Source organism: Zeimonas sediminis (genome assembly GCF_023721795.1).
In the GTDB taxonomy this organism is placed as follows: Bacteria; Pseudomonadota; Gammaproteobacteria; order Burkholderiales; family Burkholderiaceae_E; genus Zeimonas; species Zeimonas sediminis.
On the sequence record NZ_JAMQYE010000001.1, the window covers coordinates 2,992,649 to 3,008,836 of the forward strand.

General features: G+C 70.6%; 14 protein-coding genes. 13 read left to right on the plus strand and 1 reads right to left on the minus strand.

Going from position 1 to position 16,188, the window contains the following annotated elements; translation table 11 throughout:
* On the plus strand, positions 1–3,108 hold the full coding sequence (locus M6I34_RS14120) for an efflux RND transporter permease subunit (protein WP_272486319.1): 3,108 nt from the start codon (positions 1–3) through the stop codon (positions 3,106–3,108).
* Between the two features lie 115 nt (positions 3,109–3,223).
* Here the strand turns inward: M6I34_RS14120 and metK are convergent, their stop codons facing one another.
* Positions 3,224–4,390, minus strand: a complete 1,167-nt coding sequence (gene metK, locus M6I34_RS14125) for a methionine adenosyltransferase (RefSeq protein WP_272486320.1) — start codon at positions 4,388–4,390, stop codon at positions 3,224–3,226.
* 283 nt (positions 4,391–4,673) lie between these two features.
* On the opposite strand from metK, the gene M6I34_RS14130 reads away from it, so the two are divergent.
* The 12 genes from M6I34_RS14130 (at position 4,674) to hslU (ending at position 16,161) form a co-directional block, all read left to right on the plus strand.
* Positions 4,674–5,510 (plus strand): lysophospholipid acyltransferase family protein, encoded by an 837-nt coding sequence (locus M6I34_RS14130; protein WP_418953559.1) that lies wholly within the window; start codon positions 4,674–4,676, stop codon positions 5,508–5,510.
* A 40-nt stretch (positions 5,511–5,550) separates the two neighbouring features.
* The gene (locus tag M6I34_RS14135) at positions 5,551–6,441 is read left to right on the plus strand and encodes an LpxL/LpxP family acyltransferase (RefSeq protein WP_272486322.1); all 891 of its coding nucleotides are present in this window, start codon (positions 5,551–5,553) and stop codon (positions 6,439–6,441) included.
* A gap of 25 nt (positions 6,442–6,466) precedes the next feature.
* Positions 6,467–7,339 (plus strand): diaminopimelate epimerase, encoded by an 873-nt coding sequence (gene dapF / locus M6I34_RS14140; RefSeq protein WP_272486323.1) that lies wholly within the window; start codon positions 6,467–6,469, stop codon positions 7,337–7,339.
* Positions 7,336–8,010 (plus strand): DUF484 family protein, encoded by a 675-nt coding sequence (locus M6I34_RS14145; RefSeq protein WP_272486324.1) that lies wholly within the window; start codon positions 7,336–7,338, stop codon positions 8,008–8,010. The genes dapF and M6I34_RS14145 overlap by 4 nt, the downstream gene beginning before the upstream one ends.
* 25 nt (positions 8,011–8,035) lie before the next feature.
* Positions 8,036–8,983 carry a tyrosine recombinase XerC gene (locus M6I34_RS14150; protein ID WP_272486325.1) on the plus strand — a complete coding sequence of 316 codons (948 nt, stop codon included), beginning with the start codon at positions 8,036–8,038 and terminating at the stop codon, positions 8,981–8,983.
* A gap of 79 nt (positions 8,984–9,062) precedes the next feature.
* On the plus strand, positions 9,063–9,512 hold the full coding sequence (locus M6I34_RS14155; protein ID WP_272486326.1) for a Fur family transcriptional regulator: 450 nt from the start codon (positions 9,063–9,065) through the stop codon (positions 9,510–9,512).
* A gap of 20 nt (positions 9,513–9,532) precedes the next feature.
* Positions 9,533–10,510 carry a CobW family GTP-binding protein gene (locus M6I34_RS14160; protein ID WP_272486327.1) on the plus strand — a complete coding sequence of 326 codons (978 nt, stop codon included), beginning with the start codon at positions 9,533–9,535 and terminating at the stop codon, positions 10,508–10,510.
* Between the two features lie 88 nt (positions 10,511–10,598).
* The gene (gene dksA, locus M6I34_RS14165; protein WP_272486687.1) at positions 10,599–11,003 is read left to right on the plus strand and encodes an RNA polymerase-binding protein DksA; all 405 of its coding nucleotides are present in this window, start codon (positions 10,599–10,601) and stop codon (positions 11,001–11,003) included.
* 126 nt (positions 11,004–11,129) lie between these two features.
* Positions 11,130–12,518, plus strand: a complete 1,389-nt coding sequence (locus tag M6I34_RS14170; protein ID WP_272486328.1) for an STAS domain-containing protein — start codon at positions 11,130–11,132, stop codon at positions 12,516–12,518.
* A gap of 190 nt (positions 12,519–12,708) precedes the next feature.
* Complete coding sequence (locus M6I34_RS14175; protein WP_272486329.1) at positions 12,709–14,043, plus strand: fibronectin type III domain-containing protein; 1,335 nt, start codon at positions 12,709–12,711, stop codon at positions 14,041–14,043.
* Between the two features lie 203 nt (positions 14,044–14,246).
* Positions 14,247–14,780, plus strand: coding sequence for an ATP-dependent protease subunit HslV (gene hslV / locus M6I34_RS14180; protein ID WP_272486330.1), 534 nt, complete (start codon positions 14,247–14,249; stop codon positions 14,778–14,780).
* 49 nt (positions 14,781–14,829) lie between these two features.
* A complete protein-coding gene (gene hslU / locus M6I34_RS14185) occupies positions 14,830–16,161 on the plus strand; it encodes an ATP-dependent protease ATPase subunit HslU (RefSeq protein WP_272486331.1) in 1,332 nt (443 codons plus the stop codon).
* The last annotated feature ends 27 nt before the right edge of the window (positions 16,162–16,188 follow it).

Below are 16,188 nucleotides of genomic sequence, written 5' to 3' on the forward strand. Positions count from 1 at the left end.
ATGCTCGCTTCCCTTGTGCGCGCCGCGATCCGGCAGCGCATGATCGTCGTCGTCGTCGCGATGGTGCTGCTGGCCTTCGGGGTCGACGCCGCCCGCAGGCTGTCGGTCGACGCCTTCCCCGACGTGACCAACGTGCAGGTCCAGATCGCGACCGAGGCGCACGGCCGCTCGCCCGAGGAGGTCGAGCGCTTCGTGACCGTGCCGCTGGAGATCGCGATGACCGGCCTCCCCGGCCTCGAGGAGATGCGCTCGCTGAACAAGCCCGGCCTGTCTCTGATCACGCTGGTCTTCACCGACGACACCGACGTCTACTTCGCCCGCCAGCTGGTCATGGAGCGGATGATGGAGGTCGGGTCCCGGCTGCCGCCCGGCGTGATGCCGGTGCTGGGCCCGGTGTCCACCGCGCTCGGCGAGGTCTACCAGTACACGCTCGAGCGTCCCGACGACGGCGAGCGGGCGCTCACGCAGGAGGAGCTGACCGAGCGACGGACCGCGCAGGACTGGGTGGTCCGTCCGCTGCTGCGGTCGATCCCGGGCGTGGCCGAGATCAACTCGACCGGCGGCTTCGTGCGGCAGTACCAGGTGCTCGCCGACCCGGACCGGCTGCGCTATTACGGCCTGGACCTGAAGGACGTGCACCGCGCGCTGGCCAGCAACAACGCCAACTCGGGCGGCGGGATCCTGGTGCAGGGCGCCGAGCAGTACCTGGTGCGCGGCGTCGGCCTGATCGGCGGCCTGCAGGACATCGAGGCGATCGTCATCAAGGAGTCGGGCGGGACGCCGGTCTACCTGCGCGACGTGGCGCAGGTCCGCTTCGGCGAAGAGGTCCGCTACGGCGCGATGATCAAGGACGGCTACACCGAGGCGGTCGGCGGCATCGTGATGATGATTCGCGGGGGCAACGCCAAGGACGTCGTCGAGCGCGTCAAGCAGCGGGTCGCCGAGATCAACGACCGCGGCATGCTGCCCGGCGGGCTCAAGATCGTCCCGTACTACGACCGATCCGAGCTGGTCGACGCCGCGCTGTGGACCGTCACCAAGGTGCTGCTCGAGGGCGTCGTGTTCGTCACGATCGTGCTGTTCCTGTTCCTCGGCGACCTGCGCTCCAGCCTGATCGTTATCGCAACGCTGGCGCTGGTGCCGCTTGCCACCTTCATCGTGATGAACCAGGTCGGGCTGTCGGCCAACCTGATGTCGCTGGGAGGCATGGCGATCGCGATCGGCCTGATGATCGACGGCTCGGTGGTCGTGGTCGAGAACGCGCACGCGAGGATGGCGATGCGCCCGGGCGAGAACCGCGCGCGCGTGGTGCTGGACGCGGTGCGCGAGGTGGCGACGCCGGTCGTCTTCGGCATCGGCATCATCATCCTGGTATTCCTGCCGCTGATGACGCTGCAGGGCATGGAAGGCAAGATGTTCGCGCCGCTCGCCTACACGATCGCTATCGCGCTGGGCATCTCGCTGCTGGTCGCGCTCACGCTGACGCCGGCGCTCTCCTCCTACCTGCTGCGCGCGCCCGCCGGTCACGGCGACCACGACACCTGGCTGGTCGCCTTCCTGAAGCGCCGCTACCTGCGCCTGCTCGACCGGGCTCTCTCGCGCCAGCGCACCACGCTGGCGCTGGCGGTCGCCGCCTTCGCCGGCGCCCTCGCCCTGCTGCCGATGCTGGGCACCTCGTTCATCCCGGAGATGAAGGAAGGCTCGGTCTCGCCGAACATGGACCGGGTGCCGAACATCTCGCTGAACGAGTCGCTCGCGATGGAGATGGAGGCCATGCGGATGATCCGCGAGGTGCCGGGCGTGAAGACGGTCGTGTCGCGGCTGGGCCGCGGCGACAGCCCGGCCGATCCGGCCGGCCCGAACGAGGCCGACGTGATCGCCACGCTGCTGCCGAGGGACCAGTGGCCCGATGGCTGGACGCAGGACGACATCGCGAACGAGATGCGCGAGCGACTGATCGGCTTCCCCGGCGTGCAGGTCGCGATGGCCCAGCCGATTTCGGACCGGGTCGACGAGATGGTCACCGGCGTGCGCTCCGACGTCGCGGTGAAGATCTTCGGCGACGACATGGACGCGCTGCTGGAGAAGGCCGAGGAGATCGCCCGGATCGCCGCGACCGTGCCGGGCATGCGCGACCAGCGCGTCGAGCGGGTCGGCGGCCAGCAGTACCTGACGCTGGCGATCGACCGGCAGGCGATCGCGCGCGCCGGGCTCAACGCCTCGGACGTGCACGAGGTGATCGAGATGGCGATCGGCGGCAAGGTGGCCACCGAAGTCTACGAGGGCGAGCGCCGCTTCCAGGCGATCGTGCGCCTGCCCGAGGCGGTGCGCGACTCGGTCGACGACATCCGCCGGATCACGCTGGCGGCCCCCAACGGCGCGCTGGTCCGGCTCGACAGCCTTGCCCGGATCGAGGTGGTGGACGGCCCGGCGCAGGTCAGCCGGGAAGGGGGCAAGCGGCGTATCGTGGTCGCGATCAACGTGCAGGACCGCGACCTGGGCGGCTTCGTCGCCGACCTGCGCGAGCGCGTCGAGAGCGAGGTCGAGCTGCCGGAGGGCTACTACTTCGAGTGGGGCGGCACCTTCCAGAACATGGAGCGCGCGCTCGGCCACCTGACGATCATCGTGCCGGTCACGGTCGCGGCGATCTTCTTCCTGCTGTTCGTGCTGTTCGACTCGGTGCGTTTCGCGGCGCTGATCATCACGGTGCTGCCGTTCGCGTCGATCGGCGGCGTGGTGGGGCTCTACCTGACCGGCGAGTACCTGTCGGTGCCGGCCTCGGTGGGCTTCATCGCGCTGTGGGGCATCGCGGTGCTCAACGGCGTGGTGCTGGTGAGCTTCATCCGCAAGCTCAGGGCCGAGGGCCGCAGCGTGGCGCAGGCGGTCACCGAAGGCGCCGCCGCGCGGTTCAGGCCGGTGATGATGACCGCGATCGTCGCGATGCTGGGCCTGGTGCCCTTCCTGTTCGCGACCGGGCCCGGCTCCGAGGTGCAGCGGCCGCTCGCGATCGTCGTGATCGGCGGCCTGATCACGTCGACGCTGCTGACGCTGGTGGTGCTGCCGCTGCTCTACCGTTGGGTGGACCGGCAGCGCGCGGTGGAGGTCTGAGGCCGGGCGGGCGCCGGCAAGCTGCTCGGGCGGGCCGGCGGGCCCGCCCGTCAAGGGGGAGCCGGGGCGGCCACCGGGAGCCTCGCGCCCCGGTCGTCCGCCCCGCGCGACTTGCTCAGATGCCGGCCTTCGCCCTCAGCTCGGCGACCTTGTCGGTGCGCTCCCAGCTGAACTCGGGCTCGTCGCGGCCGAAGTGCCCGTAGGCGGCGGTCTTCTCGTAGACCGGACGCAGCAGGTCGAGCATCTTCACGATGCCCTTGGGCCGCAGGTCGAAGACCTCCTGGACGATCCGCGAGATCGTCGCGTCGTCGACCTTGCCGGTGCCCTGCGTGGTCACCATCACCGACGTGGGCCGCGCGATGCCGATCGCGTACGAGACCTGCACCAGGCACTTGCTGGCAAGGCCGGCGGCCACGACGTTCTTCGCCACGTAGCGGGCGGCGTAGGCGGCCGAGCGGTCCACCTTCGACGGGTCCTTGCCGGAGAACGCGCCGCCGCCGTGCGGCGCCGCGCCGCCGTAGGTGTCGACGATGATCTTGCGGCCGGTCAGGCCGCAGTCGCCCTGCGGGCCGCCGATGACGAAGCGGCCGGTCGGGTTGATCAGGTAGCGGACCTCGCCCTTCAGCAGTTCCTTCGGGATGACCGGCTTGATGATCTCCTCGATCACCGCCTCGCGGATCATCGCCTGGCTGATGTCGGGCGAGTGCTGGGTCGACAGCACGACCGTGTCGACCGCCGCCGGCCGGCCGTCGACGTAGCGCAGCGTGACCTGCGACTTCGCGTCCGGGCGCAGCCAGGCTAGCTTGCCGCTGTTGCGAAGCTGCGACTGGCGCTCGACCAGCCGGTGCGAGTAGTAGATCGCCGCCGGCATCAGCTCGGGGGTCTCGTCGCAGGCGTAGCCGAACATCAGGCCCTGGTCGCCGGCGCCCTGGTCGAGGTTGTCGTCGCCGGCCTTGTCGACGCCCTGCGCGATGTCGGGAGACTGCTTGTCGTAGGCCACGAGCACCGCGCAGCCCTTGTAGTCGATGCCGTACTCGGTGTTGTCGTAGCCGATGCGCTTGAGCGTGTCGCGCGCGACCTTGATGTAGTCGACGTTGCCCTGGCTGGTGATCTCGCCGGCGAGCACGACCAGGCCGGTGTTGCACAGGGTTTCGGCGGCGACGCGCGAGTGCGGATCCTGCGCGAGCAGCGCGTCGAGGATCGCGTCGGAAATCTGGTCGGCGACCTTGTCCGGATGGCCTTCGGAAACCGACTCGGAGGTGAACAGGAACTCGTTTGCCAAGACACTTCTCCAGAGGGACTCGGACGGTGGGCCCTCGCCCGGCGGGCGCGGCCCGCTCGGCGTAGCCGACTTGCGGAGAAGCGGCGACGCTTTAGCGGTATTTCCCCGGAGCCTCAGGCCCCGGGCGTCGCCCCGCAAGTTGTCCATTAAACCGGCGACGCGCGGATTATATAGGCGCAGGGATAATCGCGGTGTGAACGAATCCCAGACTTCGCCGATCCGCAAGCCGACGATGCCGCCGCCCGACGACGGTGCGCCGGCCGCCGACGGGGCCGCCGCCCGACTGCTGGCCGCCGGCTTCGGGCTGCTCGGGCGCCTGCCGCTCGGAGCGCTGCGCGCGCTGGGCGCGGTCGCGGGCCTGCTCGTGTTCGCGGCTTCGGGCGCCTACCGGCGCAAGCTCGTCGCCAACCTGCGGCGGGCCGGTTACCCGGGCTCGGGGCCGGCGCTGCGCGCCGCGGCGGGCGCGGGCCGGATGGCCCTCGAACTGCCGTGGATATGGCGCCGTCCGCCGGCCGCGCTCGCCGGCCGGGTGGCCTGCGCCGATCTCGCGGTCCTGGACGCGGTCGAGGCCGAGGGGCGCGGCGTCCTGTTCCTGACGCCGCACCTGGGCGCCTTCGAGGTGACCGCGCGCTGGTACGCGCTGCGCGCGCCGATCACCGTGCTGTTCAGGGAACCGCACAAGGCGCTGATGCGCCCGCTGGTGCGGCAGGCGCGCAACACTTCGTCGATCCGCGCGGTGCCCGCGGCGATGGCCGGGGTGCGATCGCTGCTGCGCGCGCTGCGCGCGGGCGAGGCGGTGGGTATCCTTCCGGACCAGGTTCCGGGGCAAGGCGAGGGCGAGTGGGCGCCCTTCTTCGGCGAGCCGGCGTGGACGATGACGCTGCCGCTGCGGCTCGCCGAGGCGACCGGCGCCGCCGTGGTGCTCGCGGTCGGGGAGCGGGTGCCGGGCGGTTGGCGGCTGCACCTGGAGCGGATGGCCGAGGCTCCGACCCCGGAAGCGCTGAACGCGCGGATGGAGGGACTGGTCCGGCGCTGGCCCGACCAGTACCTGTGGGGTTACAACCGCTACAAGGCGCCCGGCCAGGGCGCCGGGAAGGCGCGCCAGTCAGCGCGCCGGTGAACGGCGCCAGTGAACGGCGCCAGGAAAGGAAACGGCAAGGATGGGGGAAAGACTCGAACGATTCGGTCTCGCGGCGCTGCGCGCGGTTTCGCGCCTGCCGTATCCGGTGCTGCGCCGGATCGGGGAAGCCGTCGGCACGGCGGCGTGGTGGCTGGCGGCGCCGCGCCGGCGCGTCGCGCTGACCAACCTCCGGCTGTGCTTTCCCGACTGGACCGAGGCGAAGCGCAGGCAGGTGGCCCGCGAGCACTTCCGCTTCTTCGTGCGCAGCTTCCTCGAGCGCTTCGTGTTCTGGTACGGATCGCCCGAGCGGATCCGGGCGCTGTGCCGCGTGGAAGGCATCGAGAATCTCGAGGCGCATCACGGCAAGCCGATGATCCTGCTGGCGCCGCACTTCGTGGGGCTGGACGCCGGCGGCACCCGGCTGCAGGCCGACCGGCCGGTCGCGTCGATGTACGCGGCGCAGAAGAGCCGGGTGCTGACCGAGGCGATGACCCAGGGCCGCTCGCGCTTCCACCCGGAGGCCTCGACGATGATCCTGCGCACCGAGGGGCTGCGGGCCGCGCTGCGGCCGATCCGCGACGGCGTGCCCTTCTATTTCCTGCCCGACATGGACCTCGGGCCGCGCGACGCGGTCTTCGTGCCCTTCTTCGGCGTGCCCGCCGCCACGGTCACCTCGATGGCCCGACTGGCGAAGATCACCGGCGCCGTCGTCGTGCCCTGCGTGACCCGGATGACGCCCGACGGTTACGTGGTGCGCGTGCATCCGGCGTGGGACGGCTATCCGTCGGGCGATGCCGAGGCCGACGCGCGCAGGATGAACGCCTTCATCGAGGAGCGGGTGCTCGAGATGCCCGCGCAGTACCTGTGGACGCACAAGCGCTTCAAGACCCGGCCGCCCGGCGAGCCGGGTTTCTACGGCCGCCGGAACTGAGCCGGCGATCGGCGATAATCGGGCGATGAAGCTGCGGTTCACCAAGATGCATGGCGCGGGCAACGATTTCGTCGTGGTCGACGGCGTTCGCCAGCGCGTCGAGCTGCGCCCGGAACAGTGGCGGGCGCTGGCCGACCGGCATTTCGGCGTCGGCGCCGACCAGATACTTCTAGTCGAGCCCGCGCCCGACCTGCCGGACGTCGACTTCCGCTACCGGATCTTCAACGCCGACGGCGGCGAGGTCGAGCAGTGCGGCAACGGCGCGCGCTGCTTCGTGCGCTTCGTCGTCGACCACGGGCTCACCGACAAGCGGGCGATCCGGGTGGCCACGATGTCGGGCGTGATCGAGCCCAGGCTCGAGGACGACGGCCGGGTCACGGTCGACATGGGGCCCCCGGCCTTCGAGCCCGACCGGATCCCGTTCGACGCGTCGGGGCTCGCGCCGCGCGCCGAGGGCCGCGACACGGTCTGGCCGCTCGACGTGGACGGCGCCACGCGCTGGATCTCGGTGGTCTCGATGGGCAATCCGCACGCGGTGCAGTTCGTCGACGACGTCGACGCCGCGCCGGTCGCGCTCGAGGGGCAGCGCATCGAGAATTCGCCGCGCTTTCCGGCCCGGGTGAACGCCGGCTTCGCGCAGCCGGTGCCGGGCGGCCTGAAGCTGCGGGTCTGGGAGCGGGGCGCCGGTGAGACCCTCGCCTGCGGCACCGGCGCCTGCGCGGCCGCGGTGGCCGCGATCCGGCGCGGCCTGGCCGCTTCGCCGGTCGCGGTGCACACGCGCGGCGGCCTGCTGACCATCGCCTGGGAGGGCGGCAACGTGCTGATGACCGGGCCGGCCGCCACCGTTTTCGAGGGCGAGATCGATCTCGCCGCCATCCTTCCATCGGACACCGAATGACCGACACTGCCATCGGCGCCGACGAGGTCGCGCGCTACCTGCACGACCACCCCGAGTTCTTCGAGCAGCACGCCGAGCTGCTCGGCACGATCACGCTGCCGCATCCGCACGGCGGCCGCGCGATCTCGCTGCAGGAGCGCCAGCTCGAGGTGCTGCGCGAGCGGCACCGGCTGCTCGAGCTCAAGCTCGCCGAGCTGATCCGCATCGGCGAGGAGAACGACGCGATCGGCGCCAGGCTGCAGAAGTGGACGCGCCAGCTGCTGCTCGCCGGCGATCCGGACCAGCTGCCCGATCTCGTCGTCGACGGACTCGGCACGATCTTCTCGGTGCCCCAGGTGGCGCTTCGGCTCTGGGGCCTGCGCGACCAATGGGCCGGGCTAGAGTGCGCGCAGCCGGTGCCGGTCGACGTGATCACGCTGACCAACAGCATGACGCAGCCCTTCTGCGGCCCGAACTCCGATTTCCAGGCGGCCACCTGGCTGCCCGATGGCGGGCGCGAGACCCGCTCGATCGCGCTGCTGCCGCTGCGCAAGGGAGTCGACCCGAAGGCCTTCGGCCTGCTGGTGCTCGGCTCGGCCGATCCCGATCGCTTCCGCAGCGGCATGGGCACCGCCTATCTCGAGCGGATCGGCGAGATGGCGAGCGCGGCCCTCTCCCGGCTGGCCGACTGAGGCCGCAGCGGCGACCGGTGGCGCCGTGAGCCAGGTCGAGCGCTACCTGCAGCGCCTGGCCACGCAGCGCGGCTGCTCGCCGCGCACGATCGCCGGCTACCGGGCCGACCTGGGCATCCTCGCGCGGCTGGCCGGCGGCGGCGAGGCGCCGGACTGGGCCGCGCTGACCGAGCATGCGGTCAGGCGCTGGGTCGCGGCCGAGTCGCGCGCCGGGCGGGCGCCGAAGTCGATCGCGCGCAGGCTCTCGGCCTGGCGGGGCTTCTACGACTGGCTGTCCGACGAAGGCCTGGCCGTCGCCAATCCCGCCCGCGGGGTGCGCGCGCCGCGCGCGTCGAAGCGCTTGCCCAAGGCCCTGTCGCCGGACCAGGCCGCGAGCCTGATGGCGGGCGGCGACGACGGCGGCTTCGAATCGCTGCGCGACGCGGCGATGCTCGAGCTGTTCTATTCGTCGGGCCTGCGGCTGTCGGAGCTGACCTCGCTCGACGTCCGCTATTTCGACGCAAGCTCCGGCGACGGCGGGGCGCCGGCCTCGGCCAGCTGGTATTCGGCGGGCGAATCCGAGGTGACCGTCACCGGCAAGGGCGGCCGGCGCCGCACGGTGCCGGTCGGCGGGCCGGCGCGCGAGGCGCTGTCGCGCTGGCTCTCGGCGCGGGACGGCTTCCTGGCCGCGCATCCCGGCGCGGATTCCCGGCCGCTGTTCCTGGCCGCCAGCGGGCGGCGGCTCGCGAACCGGACGGTGCAGGCGCGGCTTCGCCGGCTCGCGATCGAGCGGGGCATCCCGGCGAACGTGCATCCGCACGTGCTGAGGCACTCGTTCGCCAGCCACCTGCTGCAGTCCAGCGGCGACCTGCGCGCCGTCCAGGAGCTGCTCGGGCATGCCAGCATCGCGACCACCCAGATCTACACCTCGCTCGATTTCCAGCGGCTGGCCGCTGTGTACGACGCCGCGCACCCGAGGGCCAAGAGACGCTGATCCGCCGGGCGGCTGTAAACTTCGCCAGGGCTTTCGGACAAATGCAATCGAATGTCATGAAAAGGGCGGCGAGCGACCGATGAGCCAGGCGATCGAGCAGGCGCCCGAGGAGCGCGCCCGCCGGATGATCCGGCGAGTCGGCGCGCGGCTGACCGGCCCTCGGCTCAGGGTGCTCAGCGAGCTGCTGCGTGCCGACCAGGCGCTCACGCACCTGGACCTGCAGCGCCGGGTCGAGGACGGCGCCGAGGCGATCGACCGGGTCACGCTGTACCGGGTGCTCGACTGGCTCGCGGACAGCGGGCTCGCCCACCGGGTGGCGGGACCGGACCGGGTCTTCCGGTTCTCGGCCCAGTCGACCGAAACGCCGCACGGGCACTTCCGTTGCGTGCGTTGCGGCCGCATGTATTGCCTGGGCGGCTCGGCCGAGCTCGAGCGCAGCGTGCGCGCCACGCTGCCCGAGGGCTTCACCGAGGAGCGGGTCGAAGTGACGGTATCGGGCCAGTGCGCGGAGTGCGCGGCGGCCGACTGAAGTAACGGAGCAGGAAAGAAATGGCGGGTACTCAGGTTCCGGTGACCATCCTCACCGGGTTTCTCGGGAGCGGCAAGACCACGCTGCTCAACCGGATCCTCAAGGAAGACCACGGCCACCGCATCGCGGTGATCGAGAACGAATTCGGCGAGGAAGGGGTCGACAACGACCTGCTGCTGCAGGAACGCGACGAGCAGATCGTCGAGATGAACAACGGCTGCATCTGCTGCACGGTGCGGGGCGACCTGATCCGGATCCTCGGCGACCTGGCCGAGCGGCGCGAGGCGGGCGAGATCTCTTTCGACCGGGTGATCATCGAGACCACCGGCATGGCCGACCCGGGCCCGGTGGCCCAGACCTTCTTCATCGACGACGAGATCGCCGACCGCTACCTGCTCGACGCGGTGATCACCGTGGTCGACGCGGTGCACGGCGACAAGCAACTCGACGAGCACACCGAGGCGCAGGAGCAGGTCGGTTTCGCCGACCGGATCCTGATGTCCAAGGTCGACCTGGCCGATCAGGCGAGCCAGGAACGGTTGCGCGAGCGGCTGATGCGCATCAACCCGCGCGCGCCGATCAAGCCCGTGAATTTCGGCAATGCGCCGATCGCCGAGATCCTGGACATTCGGGGTTTCAACCTGAACGCGATCCTGGAGATCGATCCGGAGTTCCTGACCAGCGACGAGCACGAGCACAACGACGCGGTCAAGTCCTTCGTCTTCCGCTCGAAGAAGCCTTTCGACCCCGTCAAGCTGGAGGACTTCCTGTCCGGCGTGATCCAGGTTTACGGCCCAGACCTCTTGCGGTATAAAGGCGTGCTTTTCATGAAGGGGTCCGACCGCCAGACCGTCTTCCAGGGCGTTCACATGATGATGGGCGCGGACACCGGGCGCCGCTGGCAGCCGGGCGAGAAGCCGTCGAGCAAGATGGTCTTCATCGGCCGGAACCTTCCCCGGGAAATGATCGTGAAGGGTCTGGAGCAGTGCCTGGCCTGACCGGCCGGCGCGATCGAGCCCCTGTGGGCTTCCCTTTATCCGTAGTCAGTCACCGGTAACTCAGATGGCCGCAACGAAAGAACAGAAGATGCTGACCGAGGCAGAGCTGCTGAAGATGCCCGAGTCGGCCTACATGAACGAGGCCCAGCTGGCCTTCTTCCGTGCGCGCCTGCAGCAGATGGAGAAGGAGATCCTCGCCAATGCCGGCGAGACCACCGAGCACCTGCGCGAGACCGTCATCGTTCCCGATCCTGCCGACCGGGCCACGATCGAGGAAGAGCACGCGCTCGAGCTGCGCACCCGCGATCGCGAGCGCAAGCTGCTGAAGAAGATCCAGCAGGCGCTGGCCAGCATCGAGTCAGGCGACTACGGCTACTGTGAAGAAACCGGCGAGCCGATCGGCATTCCGCGCCTGCTCGCCCGGCCGACCGCCACGCTGTCGCTCGAGGCCCAGCAGCGGCGCGAGCTGCGCCAGAAGCTGTACGGCGACTGAACGGCGACCTGGGCGCCGACGACAGGCGCCCCGGGACGGATCCACGGTCGCCCCGGCAGGGCTGCCCCTTAGGGGTACGTGCTAGACTGGCCCGCTCCGAGCCATCGCGAGCAGCGCGCCCGATCCGTGGTCTTCTCGATCTTCAGCCGGAAGGACAAGTCCCCGTCGCGACGCGACAAGCCGGACGCTGCGCGCGCGCCGGACGGGGCTGCCGCTCCCGCAGGCGGCCGGCAGTCGGCGCCCGACACGCTGGCGGCCCGGCGCGAGGCCGCGAGGCTGACCGCCGAGAAGATCGACCGGATCGAGTCCGAGATGATCGCCGACGGCTCCAGGCCGGCGCCCGCTTCCACGATGCGCCTGCGGGCCGACACGGTTCCCGCGGCCGTCGTGGCGCCGCCGTCGCGGCCGGTCACCGACCTGCTGCAGGGCTCGACCTCGCTCGCGCTCGGCGACCCGTCGATGGCCATGGCGATCGACATCAACGCGTCGTCGCTGCCCGGCGCCCTGGAAGAGGGCGCGATCCTCTACGCGAACGGTCAGCCCGATGCGGCCGCGGCCGCGCTGAAGCAGGCCCTGTCCGAGTTCGACCTCGGGGGGTACCAGCAGCTCGGCTGGCTGATGCTGCTCGACCTGCACCAGCTCTCCGGCGACAAGGCGGCCTTCGAGTCGCTGGCGCTCGACTACGCGGCTCGCTTCGAATCGTCGCCGCCGGCCTGGACCGAATCCGAGGACCCGGCAGCCGACGCGCGCCAGCCCGCCGGCTCGGTGGTGGCGTTGCCCGCGAATCTCGACGCATCGGTCGGCGGGCGCGTCGACCTGATCGTTCGCGGCATGGACCGCCGGCGCGAGACAGTGATCGACTGCGGCCCGCTGCAATCCGCCGACGCCGCCGGCGCCGCGCGGCTGATGGCGCTGTTCGGCCAGGTCGGCAAAGTGCCGGCGAGCCGGCACCAGCTGGTGGTGCGCGGCGCGCAGCGGCTGTTCGACGTGGCGCGCGCCGCGATCGAGCCGGGCCGGCGCGACGACAGCGACGCCTGCTGGATGCTTGCGCTGTTCGCGCTGCGGCTGCTCGGCGACCAGCAGGCCTTCGAGGACCTCGGCATCGAGTACTGCGTGACCTTCGAGGTGTCGCCGCCTTCCTGGGAGCCGCTGCCGGCGTCGATCCGCAACGCGTCCGCCGCCGGAGCCGCGGCGGCGCCCGGCGCCGCGCAGGCCGCAGGCTCTCCGCCCGCCGAACCGAATGCCTTCGTTCTCTCGGGCGAGGTCACCGGCCGCGCGGCCGCAGAGATCCGCGCCCTGCGGGCCTTCGCCACCGGGCGCGCCGATGTCGTCATCGATTGCCGGAAGCTGCGCCGGCTCGAGTTCGTGGCGGTCGGTGAACTGCTCAACGAGATCGTCAATCTGCGCTCGGCCGGCAAGCAGGTGCTGTTCGCCGAGCCCAACCGGCTCGTCTACGCGCTGATGCTGGTGATGGGGCTGCAGGAACTGGCCGAGATCCGCAAGCGACGGATCTGAGTCCTCGCGGATCCCGCGCCGCGCCGACGGCCGCCCGGGCCTGCCGATCGCGCTTGGTGACAATCGTCAGCAATCGCGGTGAATCCGCTTGATCCGCCTCAAGCGCATTTCCTGGGCGTCCCCTAGGATTTTTCCTGGAATGACCCAGGTTTTCCGAAAATTCTCACGTTCCGAGGCAAGGAGTCCGGCAATGCAGGCATGGTGGGCGGCGCACGCGAGGCGCCTTTCGATCTGGAGCGTCGTCACCGCGACGACGCTTGGCTTCCTGGCCGCCTGCGGCGGCGGCGACGACGCCGCCATCGTGGTACCGGTCGTGCCGACCGAGCCCCAGTCGGTCGCGGCCGTGGCGACGCCCACGACGGTGAAGTCGGTCACGGTCAGCTGGACCGCGCCGGCGGCCGGCCAGCCGATCACGTCGTACAACCTGTATCGGAGCATCACGCCGGACATCGCTTCCGACCCGACCGCCGCGCAGAAGTTCGAGAACGTCACCTCGCCGTACGTCGACAGCGTGCCCGCCGGCGGCGTTCCCTTCTACTACGTGGTGCAGGCGGTCAACGCGGTCGGCGAGGGCCCCCTGTCGGCCGAGGCCTCGGCCACGCCGACGGTTCCCGCGAGCGGCGACAGCGGCTTCGGCAACAACCTGTCGGTGCCGCTCGTCTTCGCCGACGGACTGGGGCTGTTCGGCGACGCGATCACCGGCGCGGACAGCGACTACCTTGACCGGGCGACCGGCCTGCGGCCGACGCTGACCGACACGGTCGATCCGTTCCCGTTCCTGAGGGTGGAAGACGTGCTGAAGTCCGGGGGCGTCGACTACTACGTGCAGAAGAACCCGAGCTCCTGGCAGGCGAGCTGGAAGAACGGGGCCGCGACACCGCAGAGCGTCGTCGTCGACTGGGGCGACAACCTCACCAGCGCGAGCATCACGACCGACCTGTCCATCATCCGCGTGGAGACCAACCTGCTTCAGGACAAGGGCGTGCCGGCGGCCGAAGGTCTCGAGCCGGCCTGGCCCGACACCGAGAGCATGCTGCGCTACCCGATGAAGCTGCTCGCCGGCCAGGGCGCCACCGAAGTCCAGGGCACGACCGGGGTGGCCGAGGAGGCCACGCAGCGCCGCGTGTTCACGGTCAACGCGCGGCTGACGATCCAGCGGCTCGACGATGCGGGCCAGGTCGATCCGGCCTTCCCGAACGGCTGCCTGTTCGACAAGTCGATCGCCGAGAGCTACGCGCTGCCCGACAACCAGCAGGCGCTGAAGTACTCGACGGAGATCAACGTGGCCGGCGCGATCACCTACGGCTACAACTGGCGGCTGAACTCCTGCGGCTTGCCGCCGGAACAGAGGGCAGGCAAGTACCGGATCACCTTCTCGCTGGACACCAGTTCGAACATCGGCGGCGTCGACTATCCGAACAATGTGTCGCTGGATGCGCTCGACGCGGGCGACCTGGCCGGTGGCAAGGCGGTCCTGGTGGACAGCCAGACCAGCTACATCGACGTGGTGGTGACCCAGCCGTAAGCAAGTGGCCGGCTTCGGTCGGGCTCACGAGCCCGGCCGCGAACGGCAGTCTGAAAAGCCCGGCCCCGTGCCGGGCTTTTCGCTTGGCGGGCGGGCGTAGAATCCGGACATCCGGCGCGTGGCGTGCCCGCGCCGCCTTCCGACCCGCGCGCCGCGCCCCGCGGCGCCCTTGCGCCAGCGATAACCGGCCTCATATCCCGACCATGGAACAGTTTCACGGAACCACGATCGTGTCGGTCCGGCGCGGCGATTCGGTCGCGCTCGGCGGCGACGGCCAGGTGACCCTCGGCTCGATCGTCATCAAGGCGGGCGCGCGCAAGGTGCGCAGGCTCTATCACGACCGGGTGCTGGCCGGCTTCGCCGGCGGCACCGCGGATGCCTTCACGCTGTTCGAGCGCTTCGAGGCCAAGCTCGACAAGCACTCGGGCCACCTGGTGCGCGCGGCGGTCGAGCTCGCGAAGGACTGGCGCACCGACCGGATGCTGCGCCGGCTCGAGGCGATGCTCGCGGTGGCCGACCGCGAGGCCTCGCTGGTGATCACCGGCAACGGCGACGTGCTCGAGCCCGAGCACGGGCTGATCGCGATCGGCAGCGGCGGCGCCTACGCGCAGGCGGCGGCGCGCGCGCTGCTCGACAATACCGATCTCGACGCGCAGACCATCGTTCGCAAGTCGCTGGCGATCGCCGGCGACATCTGCATCTACACCAACCACCAGCACACGGTCGAGACCCTCTGAGCGCCGCGGCCCTGGCCCGGCGCCGGCGAGCGGCGGCCGCAGGACGAACATGACCTGGATGACCCCCGAAGAGATCGTCTCCGAGCTCGACAAGCACATCGTCGGCCAGGAGGCGGCCAAGCGCGCGGTGGCGATCGCGCTGCGCAACCGCTGGCGCCGCCAGCAGGTGGCCGAGCCGCTGCGCAACGAGATCACCCCGAAGAACATCCTGATGATCGGGCCGACCGGCGTCGGCAAGACCGAGATCGCGCGCCGGCTGGCGCGGCTCGCCAACGCGCCCTTCATCAAGGTGGAGGCGACCAAGTTCACCGAGGTCGGCTACGTCGGCCGCGACGTGGACACGATCGTCCGCGACCTGGCCGAGGTGGCGGTCAAGCAGACCCGCGAGCAGGAGAAGAAGAAGGTCGAGCAGCGCGCGCTCGACGCGGCCGAGGACCGCGTGCTCGACGCGCTGCTGCCGCCGCCGCGCAACGTCGGCTTCTCCGACGCCGGCGGCGAGAGCGCCGATTCGGCCACCCGCCAGAAGTTCCGCAAGAAGCTGCGCGAGGGCGAGCTCGACGACAAGGAGATCGAGATCGAAATCGCTTCGCCGATGCCGGCCATGGAGCTGGCGGGCCCGGCCGGCATGGAGGAGATGACGCAGCAGCTGCAGTCGCTGTTCTCGAACATGCCGGGCCGCAAGCGCGAGCGCAAGCTGAAGATACGCGACGCGATGAAGCTGCTGACCGACGAGGAGGCGGCGAAGCTGGTCAACGACGAGGAGATCAAGGCGAAGGCGCTCGCCTCGGTCGAGCAGAACGGCATCGTGTTCATCGACGAGATCGACAAGGTCGCCACGCGCAGCGACAGCCACGGCGCCGACGTGTCCCGGCAGGGCGTGCAGCGCGACCTGCTGCCGCTGGTCGAGGGCACTACTGTCAATACCCGCTATGGCGTGGTGCGCACCGACCACATCCTGTTCGTCGCGTCGGGCGCCTTCCACCTGTCGCGCCCGTCGGACCTGATCCCGGAGCTGCAGGGCCGCCTGCCGATCCGGGTCGAGCTCGACTCGCTGACGGCCGACGACTTCGTGCGCATCCTGTCCGACACCGACGCGAGCCTGGTCAAGCAGTACCAGGCGCTGTTCGCCACCGAAGGGGTCGGGCTCGAGTTCACCGAGGACGGCATCCGCAGGCTCGCCGAGACGGCCTTCTCGGTCAACGAGAAGACCGAGAACATCGGGGCGAGGCGCCTGTCCACCGTGATGGAGCGGCTGCTCGAGGAGGTCTCATTCGGCGCCTCGCGCCGCTCGGGGCAGACGGTGCGCGTCGACGCGGCCTTCGTCGACGAGCGGCTGGGCACGCTGGCGCGCAGCGAGGACCTGTCGCGCTACATCCTCTGACGCGGGGCCGCTGCCGCTTTTCGGCGG

Excerpts from the sequence above, each read along its gene's own strand:
- M6I34_RS14120 (WP_272486319.1), top strand. The coding sequence starts at position 1 with ATGCTCGCTTCCCTTGTGCGCGCCGCGATCCGGCAGCGCATGATCGTC.
- M6I34_RS14135 (WP_272486322.1), top strand. The coding sequence starts at position 5,551 with ATGGGGGAAAGACTCGAACGATTCGGTCTCGCGGCGCTGCGCGCGGTT.
- dapF (WP_272486323.1), top strand. The coding sequence starts at position 6,467 with ATGAAGCTGCGGTTCACCAAGATGCATGGCGCGGGCAACGATTTCGTC.
- M6I34_RS14145 (WP_272486324.1), top strand. The coding sequence starts at position 7,336 with ATGACCGACACTGCCATCGGCGCCGACGAGGTCGCGCGCTACCTGCAC.
- M6I34_RS14155 (WP_272486326.1), top strand. The coding sequence starts at position 9,063 with ATGAGCCAGGCGATCGAGCAGGCGCCCGAGGAGCGCGCCCGCCGGATG.
- M6I34_RS14160 (WP_272486327.1), top strand. The coding sequence starts at position 9,533 with ATGGCGGGTACTCAGGTTCCGGTGACCATCCTCACCGGGTTTCTCGGG.
- dksA (WP_272486687.1), top strand. The coding sequence starts at position 10,599 with ATGCTGACCGAGGCAGAGCTGCTGAAGATGCCCGAGTCGGCCTACATG.
- M6I34_RS14175 (WP_272486329.1), top strand. The coding sequence starts at position 12,709 with ATGCAGGCATGGTGGGCGGCGCACGCGAGGCGCCTTTCGATCTGGAGC.
- hslV (WP_272486330.1), top strand. The coding sequence starts at position 14,247 with ATGGAACAGTTTCACGGAACCACGATCGTGTCGGTCCGGCGCGGCGAT.
- hslU (WP_272486331.1), top strand. The coding sequence starts at position 14,830 with ATGACCTGGATGACCCCCGAAGAGATCGTCTCCGAGCTCGACAAGCAC.